Source organism: Streptomyces sp. NPDC107559, from assembly GCF_055657365.1.
This window is the reverse complement of record NZ_JBVKBD010000007.1, coordinates 202,169-217,314: the sequence shown is the minus strand read 5'-3', so window position 1 is coordinate 217,314 and position 15,146 is coordinate 202,169. Positions and strand designations below refer to the sequence as shown.

At 72.3% G+C, this 15,146-nt stretch carries 13 protein-coding genes; 7 read left to right on the top strand and 6 right to left on the bottom strand.

The window, feature by feature from the left end:
• Nucleotides 1-18: 18 nt before the first annotated feature.
• From ACZ7OY_RS22265 to ACZ7OY_RS22255, 3 genes are read right to left on the bottom strand one after another with little or no spacing between them, the layout of a single operon-like run.
• On the bottom strand, nt 19-1,401 hold the full coding sequence (locus ACZ7OY_RS22265; protein ID WP_471912946.1) for a ferredoxin reductase family protein: 1,383 nt from the start codon (nt 1,399-1,401) through the stop codon (nt 19-21).
• 59 nt (nt 1,402-1,460) lie between these two features.
• Nucleotides 1,461-1,946, bottom strand: coding sequence for an FMN-binding protein (locus ACZ7OY_RS22260; RefSeq protein WP_471912945.1), 486 nt, complete (start codon nt 1,944-1,946; stop codon nt 1,461-1,463).
• A 7-nt stretch (nt 1,947-1,953) separates the two neighbouring features.
• Entirely contained in the window at nt 1,954-3,306 is a 1,353-nt protein-coding gene (locus tag ACZ7OY_RS22255) for a ferredoxin reductase family protein (RefSeq protein WP_471912944.1), read from the bottom strand.
• A 159-nt stretch (nt 3,307-3,465) separates the two neighbouring features.
• On the opposite strand from ACZ7OY_RS22255, the gene ACZ7OY_RS22250 reads away from it, so the two are divergent.
• Together ACZ7OY_RS22250 and ACZ7OY_RS22245 are read left to right on the top strand one after the other, a co-directional pair.
• Complete coding sequence (locus tag ACZ7OY_RS22250; protein ID WP_471912943.1) at nt 3,466-4,206, top strand: response regulator transcription factor; 741 nt, start codon at nt 3,466-3,468, stop codon at nt 4,204-4,206.
• 4 nt (nt 4,207-4,210) lie between these two features.
• Nucleotides 4,211-5,785: a sensor histidine kinase gene (locus ACZ7OY_RS22245; protein ID WP_471912942.1), complete on the top strand. Its 1,575-nt coding sequence runs from the start codon at nt 4,211-4,213 to the stop codon at nt 5,783-5,785.
• Here ACZ7OY_RS22245 and ACZ7OY_RS22240 read toward each other — a convergent pair.
• Together ACZ7OY_RS22240 and ACZ7OY_RS22235 are read right to left on the bottom strand one after the other, a co-directional pair.
• Nucleotides 5,772-6,476, bottom strand: a complete 705-nt coding sequence (locus ACZ7OY_RS22240; RefSeq protein WP_471912941.1) for a L,D-transpeptidase family protein — start codon at nt 6,474-6,476, stop codon at nt 5,772-5,774. The two genes, ACZ7OY_RS22245 and ACZ7OY_RS22240, sit on opposite strands and share 14 nt — an antisense overlap.
• 108 nt (nt 6,477-6,584) lie before the next feature.
• Nucleotides 6,585-7,427 carry a hypothetical protein gene (locus ACZ7OY_RS22235; RefSeq protein ID WP_471912940.1) on the bottom strand — a complete coding sequence of 281 codons (843 nt, stop codon included), beginning with the start codon at nt 7,425-7,427 and terminating at the stop codon, nt 6,585-6,587.
• A 230-nt stretch (nt 7,428-7,657) separates the two neighbouring features.
• On the opposite strand from ACZ7OY_RS22235, the gene argH reads away from it, so the two are divergent.
• The 4 genes from argH (at nt 7,658) to ACZ7OY_RS22215 (ending at nt 12,438) form a co-directional block, all read left to right on the top strand.
• A complete protein-coding gene (gene argH / locus ACZ7OY_RS22230; protein WP_471912939.1) occupies nt 7,658-9,088 on the top strand; it encodes an argininosuccinate lyase in 1,431 nt (476 codons plus the stop codon).
• A 163-nt stretch (nt 9,089-9,251) separates the two neighbouring features.
• Complete coding sequence (locus ACZ7OY_RS22225; RefSeq protein WP_471912938.1) at nt 9,252-10,223, top strand: aldo/keto reductase; 972 nt, start codon at nt 9,252-9,254, stop codon at nt 10,221-10,223.
• 95 nt (nt 10,224-10,318) lie between these two features.
• Nucleotides 10,319-10,930: a TetR/AcrR family transcriptional regulator gene (locus ACZ7OY_RS22220; RefSeq protein WP_471912937.1), complete on the top strand. Its 612-nt coding sequence runs from the start codon at nt 10,319-10,321 to the stop codon at nt 10,928-10,930.
• The gene (locus tag ACZ7OY_RS22215; RefSeq protein WP_471912936.1) at nt 10,927-12,438 is read left to right on the top strand and encodes an MFS transporter; all 1,512 of its coding nucleotides are present in this window, start codon (nt 10,927-10,929) and stop codon (nt 12,436-12,438) included. Before ACZ7OY_RS22220 ends, ACZ7OY_RS22215 begins: the two co-directional genes overlap by 4 nt.
• Nucleotides 12,439-12,828: 390 nt before the next feature.
• Here the strand turns inward: ACZ7OY_RS22215 and ACZ7OY_RS22210 are convergent, their stop codons facing one another.
• On the bottom strand, nt 12,829-13,500 hold the full coding sequence (locus ACZ7OY_RS22210) for a lysophospholipid acyltransferase family protein (RefSeq protein WP_471912935.1): 672 nt from the start codon (nt 13,498-13,500) through the stop codon (nt 12,829-12,831).
• Between the two features lie 420 nt (nt 13,501-13,920).
• On the opposite strand from ACZ7OY_RS22210, the gene ACZ7OY_RS22205 reads away from it, so the two are divergent.
• Nucleotides 13,921-15,099 carry a glycerophosphodiester phosphodiesterase gene (locus ACZ7OY_RS22205; protein WP_471912934.1) on the top strand — a complete coding sequence of 393 codons (1,179 nt, stop codon included), beginning with the start codon at nt 13,921-13,923 and terminating at the stop codon, nt 15,097-15,099.
• The last annotated feature ends 47 nt before the right edge of the window (nt 15,100-15,146 follow it).

The following is a 15,146-nucleotide window of genomic DNA, read 5'->3' as shown; positions in this document are numbered from 1 at the left end:
GCTCCTGGCTCCCGTCGCTCACATCTCGAACGACTCGTGGTGGATGCGCCGGGCGGGGACCCCCGCGCCGCGCAGTGCCTCGTACACCTGCTGGGCGAAGCCGGGCGGCCCGCACATGAAGACGTCGTGACGCTCGATGTCCCCGATCTTGCGGCGCAGGGTCTCGGCGGAGATGTCGGGGCGCTCGCCGTCGGGGCTGTTGACCGCGTACATCAGCCGTGCGCCACGCTCGGCGGCGATCTTGGACAGCTCGTCCCACAGCGCCAGATCCTGGGTGGTGTTGGCGCGGTAGAGCAGGGTGATGTCGCCGGCCGCGCCGGGCAGCGTCTCGAACAGCGCCCGCATCGGGGTGATGCCGACGCCGCCCGCGACCAGCAGCACCTTGCCCTGGCTGCGCCGGGAGGCGGTCATCGCCCCGTACGGGCCCTCGGCCCACACCCGGGTTCCGGGCTGCAGCTTGCGCAGCGCGGCGCTGTGGTCGCCGATCGCCTTGACGGTGATCCGCAGCATGTCCGGGCGGGGGGCCGCCGACAGCGAGTACGGGTGCGAGCTGAAGCGCATGCCCGGGGCCAGGAACCGCCAGCGGAAGAAGTGTCCCGCCTCCGCGCCCATCCGGTGCAGCTTCTTGCCGCCGATCAGCACCGACACGATGCCGGGCGTCTCCTCGATGACCGCCTCGACCCGCATCCGGTGCCGCATGTTCAGCCGGATCGGGGTGAGGATGCGGTACCAGAGGACCAGCGCGGTGACCGAGCCGTACAGCGCGTACCAGACGGTCTTGGCGACCGGCTCCACGGCGAAGTCGTTGCCGGTGGTGATCTGGTGCCAGAACGTCAGGAACACGGCCGCGTACGTCATCAGATGGATGTGGTACCAGGTGTCGTACGGCATCAGCTTGCGGATGCCGCCGACCGACACCAGCCCGATGACGACCAGCAGGCCCGTGCCGATGGCGGCCTTGCCCATGTCCGGCAGCTGGTTGATGGAGTCGATCGTCTGCTGGACGATGTCGCCCAGCGTCCTGCCGCCCTGGAGCGCGTAGCCCCACATCGTGAGGAAGACGTGCGCGATGACCAGGGAGAGCGTGTAGCGGCCGCTCATCGCGTGCCAGCGGGCCACCCGGTCGGAGCCCACCCGGCGCTCCAGCGCGGGGACCCGGGCCATCTGCAGGACGACGAGGGCCATCAGGTATCCGGCCAGCAGGCCGGTGATCCGGCCCGCGTTGAGGATCTTGCTGTTGTCGTCGGCGATCGACGGTGTGTTGTGCCACCACAGCCACAGCACCCCCATCGCGCCCGCCCATACGGCGAGCAGCAGGGGGACGGCAGGGGAGCGGCGCGGACGGATGCGGCGCATCGTCTGGCGTCGGGCGGCACGGCCGCCCGCGAGCGTGGTGGTCACGGTTCCTCCGTGGAGACTTGACCCTTGGCCCACACATACGTGCCGAGTCTCCCGAGTGTTCAGCTTTCTGCGGAGTCGAGTGCGGACTGGAGTGACCGGCGGTAACCGTCGCTGGTGTACGTCGCTCCCGAGACGGTGTCGATCTCCGCGCTCTGTGCCGCCAGCGCCTCCCGTCGCAGCTGGGGGACGGCGTAGCTGTTGATCTCCTGGTCCCGTGGGTTCTCCTGGGGGTAGGTGACCGCGGTGACCTCGGTCAGCCTGCCGTCCTTCAGGGTGATCCGCACCTGGACGGGGCCCCAACGGGTCTGGACGGTCTCCCCGGTGACCGTCCTCGTGCCCGAGGAACCGGATGAACCGGACGAGCCGGAACCGGACGAACCCGATGAACCGGAGCCGGAGGAGTCGGCCGAGGAGGCGGGCGGGGCCACGGCCAAGGCGGTGCTCGTGTGCGGCTTCAACGACAGCAGCAGGACCGTTGCGCAGACGGTGGCGGCTCCGGACAGCACGATCCGGCGCAGTGGACGGTTCTTCTTCAACGGGTGCACGACGGCCTCACAGTTCGAACGACTCGTGGTGGATACGACGGTCCGGCACACCGGCGGCACGCAGCGCCCGGTACATGTCCTGGGCGAAGGAGTGCGGACCGCACAGGTACACGTCGTGCCCGGCCAGATCGGTGACGGCCGAGCGCAGCGCACCGGCGGAGAGGTCGGGGCGCTCCCCGTCGGGGCCGTTGAGCGCGTAGAGCACCTTCGCGCCCCGCCAGCGCGCCAGCGCCTCCAGCTCCTGGCCCAGGGCGAGGTCCTCGGCGGTGCGCGCCCGGTACAGCAGGGTCACCTCGCCCGGCAGCGTCTCGAACAGCGCCCGCAGCGGGGTGATCCCGACCCCGCCCGCGATCAGCAGCGACCTGGCGGCGGTGCGCCGGTCGGCGGTCAGTGACCCGTAGGGCCCCTCCGCCCACACCCGGGTGCCCGGCCGCAGCAGGGACACCGCCGCGCTGTGCCCGCCGAGCGCCTTGACCGTGATCCGCATCAGGTCCGGGCGGGGCGGCGCGGACAGGGAGTACGGCGTCGACGTCCAGCCCATGCCCTCCCCGAGGAACCGCCACCGGAAGAACTGGCCCGCCCGGGCGCCCGTCTCGTCCAGCCGCAGACCGCGCACCACGACCGAGTACACCCCCGGCGCCTCCCGCTGCACGGACTCGACCCGCATCCGGTGACGCCGGTTGAGCCGCACCGGTACCAGGATCCGGAACCAGAGCACCAGGGCCGCGACGCCGAGATACAGCACGTACCAGGCGGCCGTGGCCACCGCGGCGCCGTTGAAATCGTCGCCGAGCGCCAGCTGGTGGCCGAAGGCGAGGAACACCGCGGCATACGTGAGCAGGTGGACGTAGTACCAGAACTCGTAGCTGGTCCGGCGGCGCGCGGCGCGGGCCGAGGAGACGCCGACCGCGAACAGGATCACGGTGGCCGCGGTCGCCTTCAGCATGTCCGGGTAGTCCAGGATCACGGTCACCGTCTCGTGCAGGACCGACTGGCGGTCCTGGGCCGCGTACCCGGCGAGGATCAGCACCACGTGCGCCACCAGCAGGCAGACCGTGTACCGGCCCGCCATGGCGTGCCAGCGGGCCACCCGGTCCGAGCCGATCCGCCGCTCCAGCAGCGGCACGCGCGCCATCAGGCCCAACAGCACCGCGCACGTGTACCCGCACAGCAGCCCGGCGATCCGCCCGGCGCCGGTCAGCCAGCCCGCCGCGCCGATCACGGAACCGGTGTCCGACCACCACAGCGCGAGCACGGCGAACGCACCCGCCCACAGCAGCGCGAGCACCGGACCCGCGGGGGAGCGCCGGGCGGCCGGTGGTACGGCGGTCGCCGCCCGGTGCTCGTCCACGGTGGTCATATGTACGTCCTTCCGTCCTGCCGTCCGTTCCGCCCGCCACTGTGCGGGCCGAACCTCTGAGATCGCTCTGAGCGGGCGCCTCGCACGGCGGACTCAGAGGAAACTCACAGTGGCCACGGGCGCCGGGCGCCTTCCCCAGGGGTGATGCTGGTGAGAGCCATGAACACCACCCGCTCCGGCCACCCGGCCGTGACCCGCCCCGACGGCACACCGCTGCGCGTCCTGGTCGTCGACGACGACCCCGACCTCGCCGAGGTGCTCTCCGGCGCGCTGCGCTACGAGGGCTGGCGGGTGCGCACCGCCGGCGACGGCGCCTCCGCCCTCACCGAGGCCCGGGAACTGATGCCCGACGCCGTCGTCCTCGACGTGATGCTTCCCGACACCGACGGCTTCGCCGTGCTGCGCGCCCTGCACGAGGTGACACCGGACGTCTGCGTGCTCTTCCTCACCGCCCGCGACGCCGTCGAGGACCGCATCGCGGGCATCACGGCGGGCGGCGACGACTACGTCACCAAGCCCTTCAGCCTGGAGGAGGTCGTCGCCCGGGTCCGGGGGCTGCTGCGCCGTGCCGGGATCGCCCGCCGCCAGGAGGACGGTCCCCGCCTGAGCGTCGGCGACCTGGTCATGGACGAGGAGGCCCGCGAGGTCACCCGCGCGGGAGAGCTGATCGAGCTGTCGCCCACCGAGTTCGAGCTGCTGCGCCTGCTGATGCGCAACCCGCGGCGCGTCCTCAGCAAGGCGCAGATCCTCGACCGCGTCTGGTCGTACGACTTCGGCGGCCGCGCCCATGTCGTCGAGCTGTACATCTCGTACCTGCGCAAGAAGGTGGACGCGGGCCGCGAGCCGATGATCCACACGGTGCGCGGGGCGGGATACGTGCTCAAGCCGGTGACCCGGTGAGCCGATGACACCGCGTCTGCGTCTGCGTCTGCGTCTGCGTCTGCGTCTGCGTTCGCGTTCGGCCGACGGCCCGGCTGAGCGCCCGGCCGTGCGCCCGCTGCTGGGCCGGCTGCCCGGGCCGCGCACGCTGCGGGCCCGGCTCACCCTCGGCCTGGTGGTGCTGCTGGCGATCAGCTGTGCCGCGGTCGGCGTGGCGGCCGTCATCGGGCTGAACGGCTTCCTCACCAACCGTCTCGACGAACAGCTCGGCGGTGTCGGGACCCGGTTCCCGGCGAGCCTGGAGCACCCGGGCCGGCTGCGCGACGACCACGACGGCGACGAGTACGGCGACACCCGCCGGCAGGCCACGGGCACCTTCGGCGCCCGCCTGGTCGGCGGCACGGTCACCAACGCGGCCGTCGTCCCCGCCGGCGAGGCCACCACCAGTCTGGACGTGGCCCTGACCGCCGAGGACCGCAGGCGGCTCGCCGCGGTTCCGGCCGACGGCAGGGGGCACACGGTCGCGCTCTCCGCCCTCGACGACTACCGGCTCATGGCGGCCCGGGGCCTCGACGGCGACGTACTGATCACCGGGCTGCCGCTGGAGCCGGTCCAGGCCACCGTCCACCGGCTCGAACTGGTCGCCGGGATCGTCTTCGCCCTCGCCCTGGCGGCCACCGGTGTCGTCGGCGCCGTCTGGGTGCGCTGGTCCCTGCGCCCGCTGAGCAGGGTCGCGGCCACCGCGACCCGGGTCGCGCAACTGTCGCTGGCCAGCGGTGAGGTCGCGCTGCCGCCGCGGGCCCCCGAGTCCGACCCGCGCGGCGAGGTGGGCCGGCTCGCCGCCGCCTTCAACCGGATGCTCGGCCATGTCGAGGACGCGCTGACCAAACGTCACGCCAGCGAGGAGCGGCTGCGCAGCTTCGCGGCCGACGCCAGCCACGAACTGCGCACCCCGGTGGCCTCGGTACGCGGGCACGCCGAGCTCGCCCTGCTGCACCCGGGGCCGGTGCCGGCCGAGATCACCCACGCCCTGGAACGCATCGCCGCCGAGTCCTCCCGGATGGGCGAGATGGTCGACGACCTGCTCCTGCTGGCCCGGCTGGACGCCGGACGCCCCCTCGAACGCCTGCCGGTCGACCTCACCCGCCTGGTCCTGGACGCGGTGACGGACGCCCGGGTGGCCGGCCCCGGCCATCGCTGGACCCTGGAGCTCCCGGAGGACCCGGTCACGGTGACCGGCGACGCCCACCGGCTGCACCAGGTGCTGGCCAACCTGCTGGCCAACGCGCGGCTGCACACCCCCGTGGGCACCGAGGCCACCGTGTCCCTGGAGACCGACGCCCAGGCGGTCGTCCTCGCGGTCCACGACGACGGACCCGGCGTCCCCGAGGACCTCCGGTCCGGTGTCTTCGAACGCTTCACCCGAGCCGACCGCCGCCGCACGGAGGCCTCCGGCGGCGGCGCCGGACTCGGGCTGTCGATCGTGGCGGCCGTGGTGGAGGCGCACGCCGGGACCGTGGACCTGACGAGCCGTCCGGGGGCGACGACCTTCACGGTACGGCTGCCCCGGCAGCGACAGCCGGACGTCAGTACCGGGTGATCGCCGTCGCCCCGCCGCGCGTACCGATCGCGATGTGCGGGCGCAGCGCCGGATCGGCCCAGCGCAGCAGGGCGCGCATCGCCTCCACCGGTACCGACACGCACCCCGCCGTCGCCCCGGCGCCGTTGACGTGGAGGAAGATCCCCGCGCCGCGCCCGCGCACCGGCCGGGCGTAGTTGAAGCCGATGACCAGCGCGTACGCGTACTGCGTCGGGTAAGCGATCAGATGCTCGGACTCGGCGGCCCGGCAGTCGGCCGGGCGGGGCTCGGTGAAGCGGTTGTAGGACCGGGAGTCGTTGTCCTGGCACCACCAGGAGCTCTTCCGGACCGGCCGGTAGGCGACCTTGGTCCCGGCCGGGTCCGGCTCGATCCCGAACCCGAACGGCAGGTCGTACAGCCCGGTGGGCGTCGTGTTCGTGCCCTGGGCGCGCGAGGCGCCCGCCACCAGTCCCCTCGCCCCGAACCGGGCCGGCGCGGAACCGGCCCGCACCCACCGCCCGTCGCGCAGGTCCCACCAGGTGAGCGTGCCCGACGTCGCGTCGGCCGTGGGGGCCTGAGCGGTGATCAGCTGGCGGCCGCCGCCGGTGTCCGCCAGCCGGGCGGGCAGCGGCGGGTCCTCACCGGGGGCGGCGGCGCCCAGCAGCAGGAAGGACAGCGAGACGAGCGAGGCGGCGACGGCACCAGGGCGCATGACCAGAAGCTAGACGGCGGCACCGGCCGGGGTGGTCCGTCCGGGCCCCGACACGCCGTGGCCGCCCCGGCCGGCGTTCTCTCGGGGCGGCCACGGCTGTCCGTCACCTCACTTGTCGAGGGTGCAGGCGGCGAGGGCGTCGAGGCCCTGGGGCTTGGCGGCGGTGCGGCCGATGGAGATGGCGATGCGGTCGATGGTGGAGACGCGCTTGTCCTTGAGGGGGCCGAGGATGGCGTTCTGGACGAAGTTGGGTCCGCCCTGGCCGACGGTGTTGACGAGGCGGGTGTTGGCCTCGTTGATCTGGGTCTGGAGCAGGGCGAGGTTGCGGTCGACCTCGGCCTTGGCCGTGGCCGGGACGGCGGGCAGCTTCGAGGCGACGTCCGGGCAGCTGATGGTGCCGACGCCGCCCGCGCCCGCGCCGGAGTCGTTCGCCCCGGCGGTCGCGGCGGCGGTCGCGGTCGCCGCGGCGGTGGCGCCGGTGTTCGCCCCGGTGCCGGCCGCACCGCCCGCGCCGAGGGTGCAGGCGGCGAGGGCGTCGAGGCCCTGGGGCTTGGCGGCGGTGCGGCCGATGGAGATGGCGATGCGGTCGATGGTGGAGACGCGCTTGTCCTTGAGGGGGCCGAGGATGGCGTTCTGGACGAAGTTGGGTCCGCCCTGGCCGACGGTGTTGACGAGGCGGGTGTTGGCCTCGTTGATCTGGGTCTGGAGCAGGGCGAGGTTGCGGTCGACCTCGGCCTTGGCCGTGGCCGGGACGGCGGGCAGCTTCGAGGCGACGTCCGGGCAGCTGATGGTGCCCGGAGCCGCCAGCGTCCGGGCGTTCGTGCTGCCGTCGCCGGACGACGGGCCGGCCAAGGCGGAACCGGCGATGACCGCGCCGGACAGCGCCACGGCCGCAGCGCCGCCGATGATCGCGACACGGCGCTTGTTGTACTTCGGAAGTGCCCTGGACATGCGATGGCCTCACTCGGTTCGGGGGTGTCTTCGTCTGGCAACGCGGCGCCTGCGTTCGGGCAGAGATACGTGAAAGCGTTTTCTCGCGTTCAACCTGTCGGGGAAAAGTCCGTCAGGAATCCCTCGCGACCCCCGAGATTGACGAATCATGCAGAGTTCCGCATAATCATGCAGACAAGGTCGTGCACGGGGAGCCGGTCGCACACCACCACTGACGAGGAGCAACGCGAGTGAGCAGCAACAGCGGTGACGTACGGCTCTGGGGCGGCCGTTTCGCCGACGGTCCCGCCGAGGCCCTGGCGAAGCTGTCCGCGTCCGTCCACTTCGACTGGCGCCTCGCGCCGTACGACATCGCCGGTTCGCGTGCCCACGCGCGCGTGCTGCACAAGGCGGGGCTCCTCTCGGACGACGAACTGACCCGGATGCTGGCGGGCCTCGACCGCCTGGAGGCGGACGTCGCGGACGGCTCCTTCGTCGGCACGGTCGCCGACGAGGACGTCCACACCGCCCTGGAGCGCGGTCTGCTGGAGCGCCTCGGTCCCGACCTCGGCGGCAAGCTGCGCGCGGGCCGCTCGCGCAACGACCAGGTGGCCACCCTCTTCCGGATGTACCTGCGCGACCACGCCCGGGTCATCGGCGGTCTGATCGCCGACCTCCAGGACGCGCTGATCGGTCTGGCGCAGGCCCACCCGGACGTGGCGATGCCCGGCCGCACCCACCTCCAGCACGCCCAGCCGGTGCTCTTCGCCCACCATGTGCTCGCCCACGTCCAGTCGCTGTCGCGGGACGCCGAACGCCTGCGCCAGTGGGACGAGCGGACGGCCGTGTCGCCGTACGGCGCGGGCGCGCTCGCCGGCAGCAGCCTCGGCCTGGACCCGGAGGCGGTCGCCGCGGACCTCGGCTTCGAGCGCGGCAGCGTCGGCAACTCCATCGACGGCACGGCCTCCCGTGACTTCGCCGCCGAGTTCGCCTTCGTCACCGCGATGATCGGGGTCAACCTCTCCCGGATCGCCGAGGAGATCATCATCTGGAACACGAAGGAGTTCTCCTTCGTGACCCTGCACGACGCCTTCTCCACGGGTTCGTCGATCATGCCGCAGAAGAAGAACCCCGACATCGCCGAGCTGGCACGTGGCAAGTCGGGTCGTCTGATCGGCAACCTGACCGGCCTGATGGCCACGCTCAAGGCCCTCCCGCTCGCGTACAACCGCGATCTGCAGGAGGACAAGGAGCCGGTCTTCGACTCCTGCGACCAGCTGGAGGTCCTGCTCCCGGCCTTCACCGGCATGATCGCCACCCTCACCGTCCACCGTGAGCGCATGGAGGAGCTGGCCCCGGCGGGCTTCTCCCTGGCGACCGACATCGCGGAGTGGCTGGTCAAGCAGGGGGTGCCGTTCCGGGTCGCGCACGAGGTGGCCGGCGAGTGCGTGAAGGTCGCCGAGGCCGAGGGCAAGGAGCTCGACGGTCTGACGGACGAGCAGTTCGCGAAGATCTCCGTCCACCTCACCCCCGAGGTGCGGTCGGTCCTCAACGTCCCCGGGGCCCTGGCCTCCCGCAACGGCCGCGGCGGTACGGCGCCGGAGGCGGTCGCCGTCCAGCTCGCCGAGGTCCGGGCCGACCTGGCGGTCCAGCACGCCTGGGCGGACGCCGGGAAGCGGTAACGGTCCGACGCCCGATCCCCGGACCCGCGGCTGTGTGCGGGGCCGGGGGATCACGGAGCACAGCGCGCCGCCGGACCCGCCCGGCGGCGCGCTCACGTTTCACCGTCACCAGGGCGGTTAGGTTTGGTTGCAGCCGCAAGGAGCCGACGAACCGGAGCCAGCGATGCCGTTCAACCGCCTCGCCACCGCCACGACGCCCACCTGCCACCTCGGTCTCGGTCTCGCAGCCGTCGGCCGACCCGGTTACATCAACCTCGGCCGGGAACAGGACCTGCCGTCCGTGCGCAGTGTCGACGCCCTGCGCGAGCGGACCCACGAACTGCTGGACGCCGCCTACGCCCAGGGCGTGCGCTACTTCGACGCCGCCCGCTCCTACGGCCGTGCGGAGGAGTTCCTCGGCGCATGGCTGAGCGCGCACCCCGAGGCCGACGACGTCGTCGTCGGCAGCAAGTGGGGCTACACGTACACCGCGGACTGGTCCGTCGAGGCCGAGCGGCACGAGGTCAAGGACCACGGCCTGGCGACGTACGAGCGGCAGCGCGCCGAGACCGAGGCGCTGCTCGGCGACCGGCTCGACCTCCACCAGATCCACTCGGTGACCCCGGACAGCCCGGCCCTCACCGACAAGGAACTGCACGCGAAGCTCGCGGAGTCGGCCGCCCACGGTGTCACCGTCGGCTTCTCCACCAGCGGCCCGGACCAGGCCGAGGCCATCCGCGCCGCGCTCGCCGTGACGGTCGAGGGCGAGCCCCTCTTCCGTACCGTCCAGGCGACGTACAACATCCTGGAGACCTCCGCCGCCCCGGCCCTCGCCGAGGCGCACGACGCCGGACTCACGGTGATCGTCAAGGAGGGTATGGCCAACGGACGGCTCGCGGAGCCGTACGCGCCGCGGGTGCTGAAGGAGGTGGCGGCGGAGGTCTCCCTCGGCTGCGACGCGGTGGCGCTCGCCCTGGTGCTGCGCAGGCCCTGGGCCGGGGTCGTCCTGTCCGGTGCCGCGACCGTCGGCCAGCTCGCCTCCAACCTGCACGCGGCCGTCGTGGACCTCGACGACGACCGCCTGGCCCGGCTGGCCACGCTGGTGGAGGAGCCGCGCGCGTACTGGGAGCGGCGCGGGCAGCTGCGCTGGCACTGAGCGACCTCGAACCGTTGCGGTCCAGGGACCGCCACGCGTGAGTCACGCATGCCTTTAGTGAGACAAGGATGTCTCACATGGGCTACTCTTGTCTCATGGCTGTCGACCGTGACCACGTGCTGCGCAGCGCAGCCGCCCTGCTGACCCGCAGAGCCACCGCGACCATGGACGAGGTCGCCAGGGCCGCCGGGATCAGCCGCGCCACCCTGCACCGGCAGTTCGCCGGGCGCGACGCGCTCGTACGGGCGCTGGAGTCGCTCGGCATCGCCGAGTGCGAGGCGGCGCTGGACGCGGCCCGCCTGGACGAGGGTCCGGCGCGTGACGCCGTGCACCGGCTGGTGCACGCGATCGAACCCGCCGCAGGACTGCTCGCCTTCCTCTACACGGAGAACCAGCTCTTCGAGGGCGACGGTCAGAACACCGGCTGGACCCGGATCGACGACCGCATCGCGGCCCTGTTCCGGCGCGGCCAGGAGAGCGGCGAATTCCGGATCGACCTCACCCCGGCCTGGCTGACCGAGGCCCTCTACGGACTGCTGGCCTCCGCCGCCTGGGCGGTCTCGGAAGGCCGGGTCGCGGCCAAGGACTTCACCCGCATGACCGTCGAGCTGCTCCTCGGCGGCGCGCTGCGACGCGACGAGCCACGTCGCGACGAGCCACGACGCGACGAACTGCGACAGGACGAACCACGGAGAGAGGAATCATGACCAGCACCCTGCGGCCGGCCGCGACGACGGAGGCGGCGCGCCGCCCGGGCCGTTGGCTCGCGCTGTCCGTCCTCGTGCTCGCCGTGCTGCTGGTGGCCGTCGACGCGACCGTCCTCGGCCTCGCGACCCCCTACATCAGCGAGGACCTGGAGCCCACCGGCACCCAGCTGCTGTGGATCGGCGACGTCTACTCCTTCGTCATCGCCGGTCTGCTCGTCTCCATGGGCAGCCTCGGCGACCGCATCGGCCGCAAGCGGATCCTGCTCTGCGGAGCCACCGCCTTCGGCGCGATCTCCGTCCTGAACGCCTACGCGACCACGCCCGAGACGATGATCCTGGCCAGGGCCCTGCTCGGGGTCGCCGGTGCCACCCTGATGCCGGCCACGCTCGCCCTGATCCGCAACCTCTTCCACGACCCGCGCGAACGCAGTCTCGCCATCGGCATCTGGGGCGCCGTCGCCTCGGCGGGCACGGCCGTCGGCCCGATCGTCGGCGGCTTCCTGCTCGAACACTTCTGGTGGGGCTCGGTCTTCCTGATCAACCTGCCCGTGATGGCCGTCCTCGTCCTCGTCGGCAGCAGGCTGCTGCCGGAGTCCCGCAACCCCAGCCCCGGACCCTGGGACCTGATCAGCGTGGTGCTGTCCCTGGTCGGCATGATCGGTGTCGTCTACGCGGTCAAGGAGGCCGCCACCCACGGACTCACCTGGCAGACGGCGGCCGCGGGCGTGCTGGGCGCGGCCGCTCTGTACGGATTCGTCCGGCGTCAGCTCACCCTGCCGGCCCCGCTGCTGGACATGCGGCTGTTCCGCGGCCGCGGATTCAGCGGCGCCGTCCTCGCCGACCTGCTGACCGTGCTGGGCCTGTCCGGCCTGGTGTTCTTCCTCTCCCAGTACCTGCAACTCGTCCAGGGCCGGGGCCCGTTCGAGGCGGGCCTGGCCGAGCTGCCCGCCGCGGTCGGTGCGGTGGCGGCCGGACTGGTGGCGGGTCACGCGGCCCGGCGGTTCTCGGTACGGGCCGTGGTCTCGGGCGGCCTCGCCGCCGTGGGCCTCGCGCTCGGCGCGCTCACCCTGCTGGACCGGTCGACGGACTACCTGTTCCTCGGCACCGCCCTGCTGGTCGTCGGGGTCGGCGCCGGGTTCTCCTTCACCGTCACCGCCGACGTGATCCTGTCCAGCGTGCCCAAGGAACAGGCGGGCGCCGCGTCGGCGGTCTCCGAGACGGCGTACGAACTGGGCGCGGCCCTCGGCATCGCCGTGCTCGGCTCCATCATGACCGGCGTCTACCGCGGCTTCACCGCCCCGGCGGGCACACCGGCCGCGGCGCACGAGTCGCTCGGCGGCGCGGTCGAGGCGGCGGGACACCTGCCCGCGGACACGGCACGGCAACTGCTGTCCTCGGCCCGTGAGGCGTTCGTGGACGGCCTGGCCCTGGCGGCGGGAGCGGGCGCCGTGGTCCTGCTCGCGACGGCCGTGGCGGCCTGGTTCCTGCTGCGAGACCAGCGCCTGTAGAACCGGCCTGGAAGGGGCGCCCGGTTGCAGCACCGGCTTCGAAGGGGCGCGGGAAACTGTGCGACCGGCCACAGCGCACCCGCACCCGAAGAACCACCGACTGCCGGTCACTCGCACTGGAAGGCCGACCGTCCGTCGGTCACTCGGACCGGAAGGCCGACCGACTGCCGGTCACTCGGACCGGAAGGCCGACCGACTGCCGGTCACTCGGACCGGAAGGCCGACCGACTGCTGGTCACTCGCACTGGAAGGCCGACCGTCCGTCGGTCACTCGGACCGGAAGGCCGACCGACTGCCGGTCACTCGCGCTGGAAGGCCGACCGGCCGCCGGTCAGCCGCAACGGAAGGCCGACCGGTAGCCCGGACGGCCTTCGCCGAACCGCCGGAGGCCTACGCGGCCTTCGCCTTGGTTGCGTACATGTCCACGTACTCCTGGCCGGACAGCCGCATGACCTCGGTCATCACCGAGTCGGTCACGGCCCGCAGCACATAGCGGTCCCGGTCCATCCCCTCGTACCGGGAGAACTCCATCGCCTCGCCGAAGCGGACCTTGACCTTGCTCGGCCGCGGCATCCCGGAGCCACCCGGCTGGATCTTGTCCGTGCCGATCATGGCGAACGGGACGACGGGCGCCCCGGTCATCAGGGTCAGCCGCGCGATACCGGTACGGCCGCGGTACAGCCGGCCGTCGGGGGAGCGGGTGCCCTCGGGGTAGATGCCGAAGACCCGGCCCTCCTCCAGGATCCGGCGGCCCGTCATCAGCGCCGCGACCCCGCCCTTGCCGCCGTCCCGGTCGACCGGGATCATGCCGACGCCCGTGAAGAACCACGCCATCAGCCGGCCCTTGACGCCCTTGCCGGTGACGTACTCGTCCTTGCCGATGAAGCAGACCTGACGGTCGCAGACGAGGGGCAGGATCATCGAGTCGATGAACGTGACGTGGTTGCCGGCGAGGATGACCGGGCCGTCGCCCGGAATATGCTCCACGCCCTCCACCTGGGGGCGGAACATCAAGCGCATGACCGGTCCGAGCACTGCCTTGATGAGCGTGAAGCGGGACAACGGACCCTCCGGAGTCGAAAGACGGCCGAGCGAAGTGCGACGAGTCTCTGTGTGTGCGATGTGTCTGTGCAGGTGAGGACGATACTCGCGGGCCCCCGGGTGGCGCACATCGGGTTCACCGGAGTCTTACGCATTGTTGACGCATGTTTACCTGCGGTGCAGCTTCGGGACCTGCGCGCAACGCGGATGTCACGACACAGGACCGGGTGACGGACGACACACGCCGCCCGCCGGCCGACTGCTCCGAGCGGGTACCGCCCGGGTACCCCGGCCGCCCGCACCCATGCCGACGTTCCGTCACCACCCGCCGTCGAGGTGCCATCCGGTGTCATCCGCGCGTTCCCTCCGAGGCCGCTCCTGCGCCATGTCCACGGCCCTACCATCGGCCCGCACGCACGAGCCGACGGCAGGAGGGTGCTCATGAGCACGCACAGGTCACATCAGTCGCAGGGGTCGGACGAGGAACCGGCAGGCACCGGACGCCGGGCGCTGCTCGGCGCCGCGGTCCTCGGCGCGAGCGGGGCGGTCCTCGGCCTGGCCGGTCCGGCGAGAGCCGACACCCGGCACCGGGGCGGCCTGAAGAGCCTGCCGAAGCCCACCGTCATCGGCCACCGGGGGGCCAGCGGCTACCGGCCCGAGCACACCTTCGGCTCTTACCAGCTGGCCCTCGACCTCGGCGCCGACGTCGTCGAGGCCGGTGACCTGGTCGTCACCCGGGACGGTCACCTCGTCTGCCGCCACGAGCCGGAGATAGGCGGCACCACGGACGTCGCCGACCACCCGGAGTTCGCCGCCCGCAGGACCACCAAGGTCCTCGACGGCGTCTCCACCACCGGGTGGTTCACCGAGGACTTCACGCTCGCCGAGCTGAAGACCCTGCGCGCCGTCGAGCGGATCCCGGCCAACCGCCCGCACAACACCCTCTACAACGGCCGCTGGGAGATCCCCACCTTCGAGGAGGTGCTCCGCTGGCAGGACGAGCAGACCCGCAAGCGGGGCAAGCAGGTCTGGATCTACCCGGAGACCAAGCACCCCACCTACTTCCGCAAGCTGGGCCTGGGCCTGGAGGAGCGGGTCGCCAAGCTGCTGCGCAAGTACGGCAAGGACAAGTGGAACTCGCCGGTCATCCTCCAGTCCTTCGAGCCGACCAGCATCCAGCGCCTGAACACGCTGGTGGACAACCCCCTCGTCGTGCTGCTCTCCACGGCCGCCAGCCGCCCCTGGGACTTCGTCGAGACGGGTGACCCGCGCACGGTCGCCGACCTCGTCACGCCCGCGGGCCTCAGGGAGATCGCCGGCTACGCACAGGGCATCGGGCCGACCCTCGATCTGGTCGTCCCGAAGGACGCCGCCGGCAACCTCACCACCCCGACCAACCTGGTCCGGGACGCCCACGCGGTGGGCCTGGTGCTGCACCCCTACACCATGCGCAACGAGAACCCCTTCCTGCCCACGAGCTTCCGCAAGGGCACCGACGCAGACGCCTACGGAGACGCCTTCGGCGCCTTCCAGGCGTACTTCGCCACCGGTATCGACGGTGTCTTCACCGACAACGCCGACACCGCGGTGCTGGCCCGCGCGGACTTCGTCAACGGCTGATTCCCCTTTGGAGTGACACCCGGCCGCCCGGCGAACCCACGCCCGGG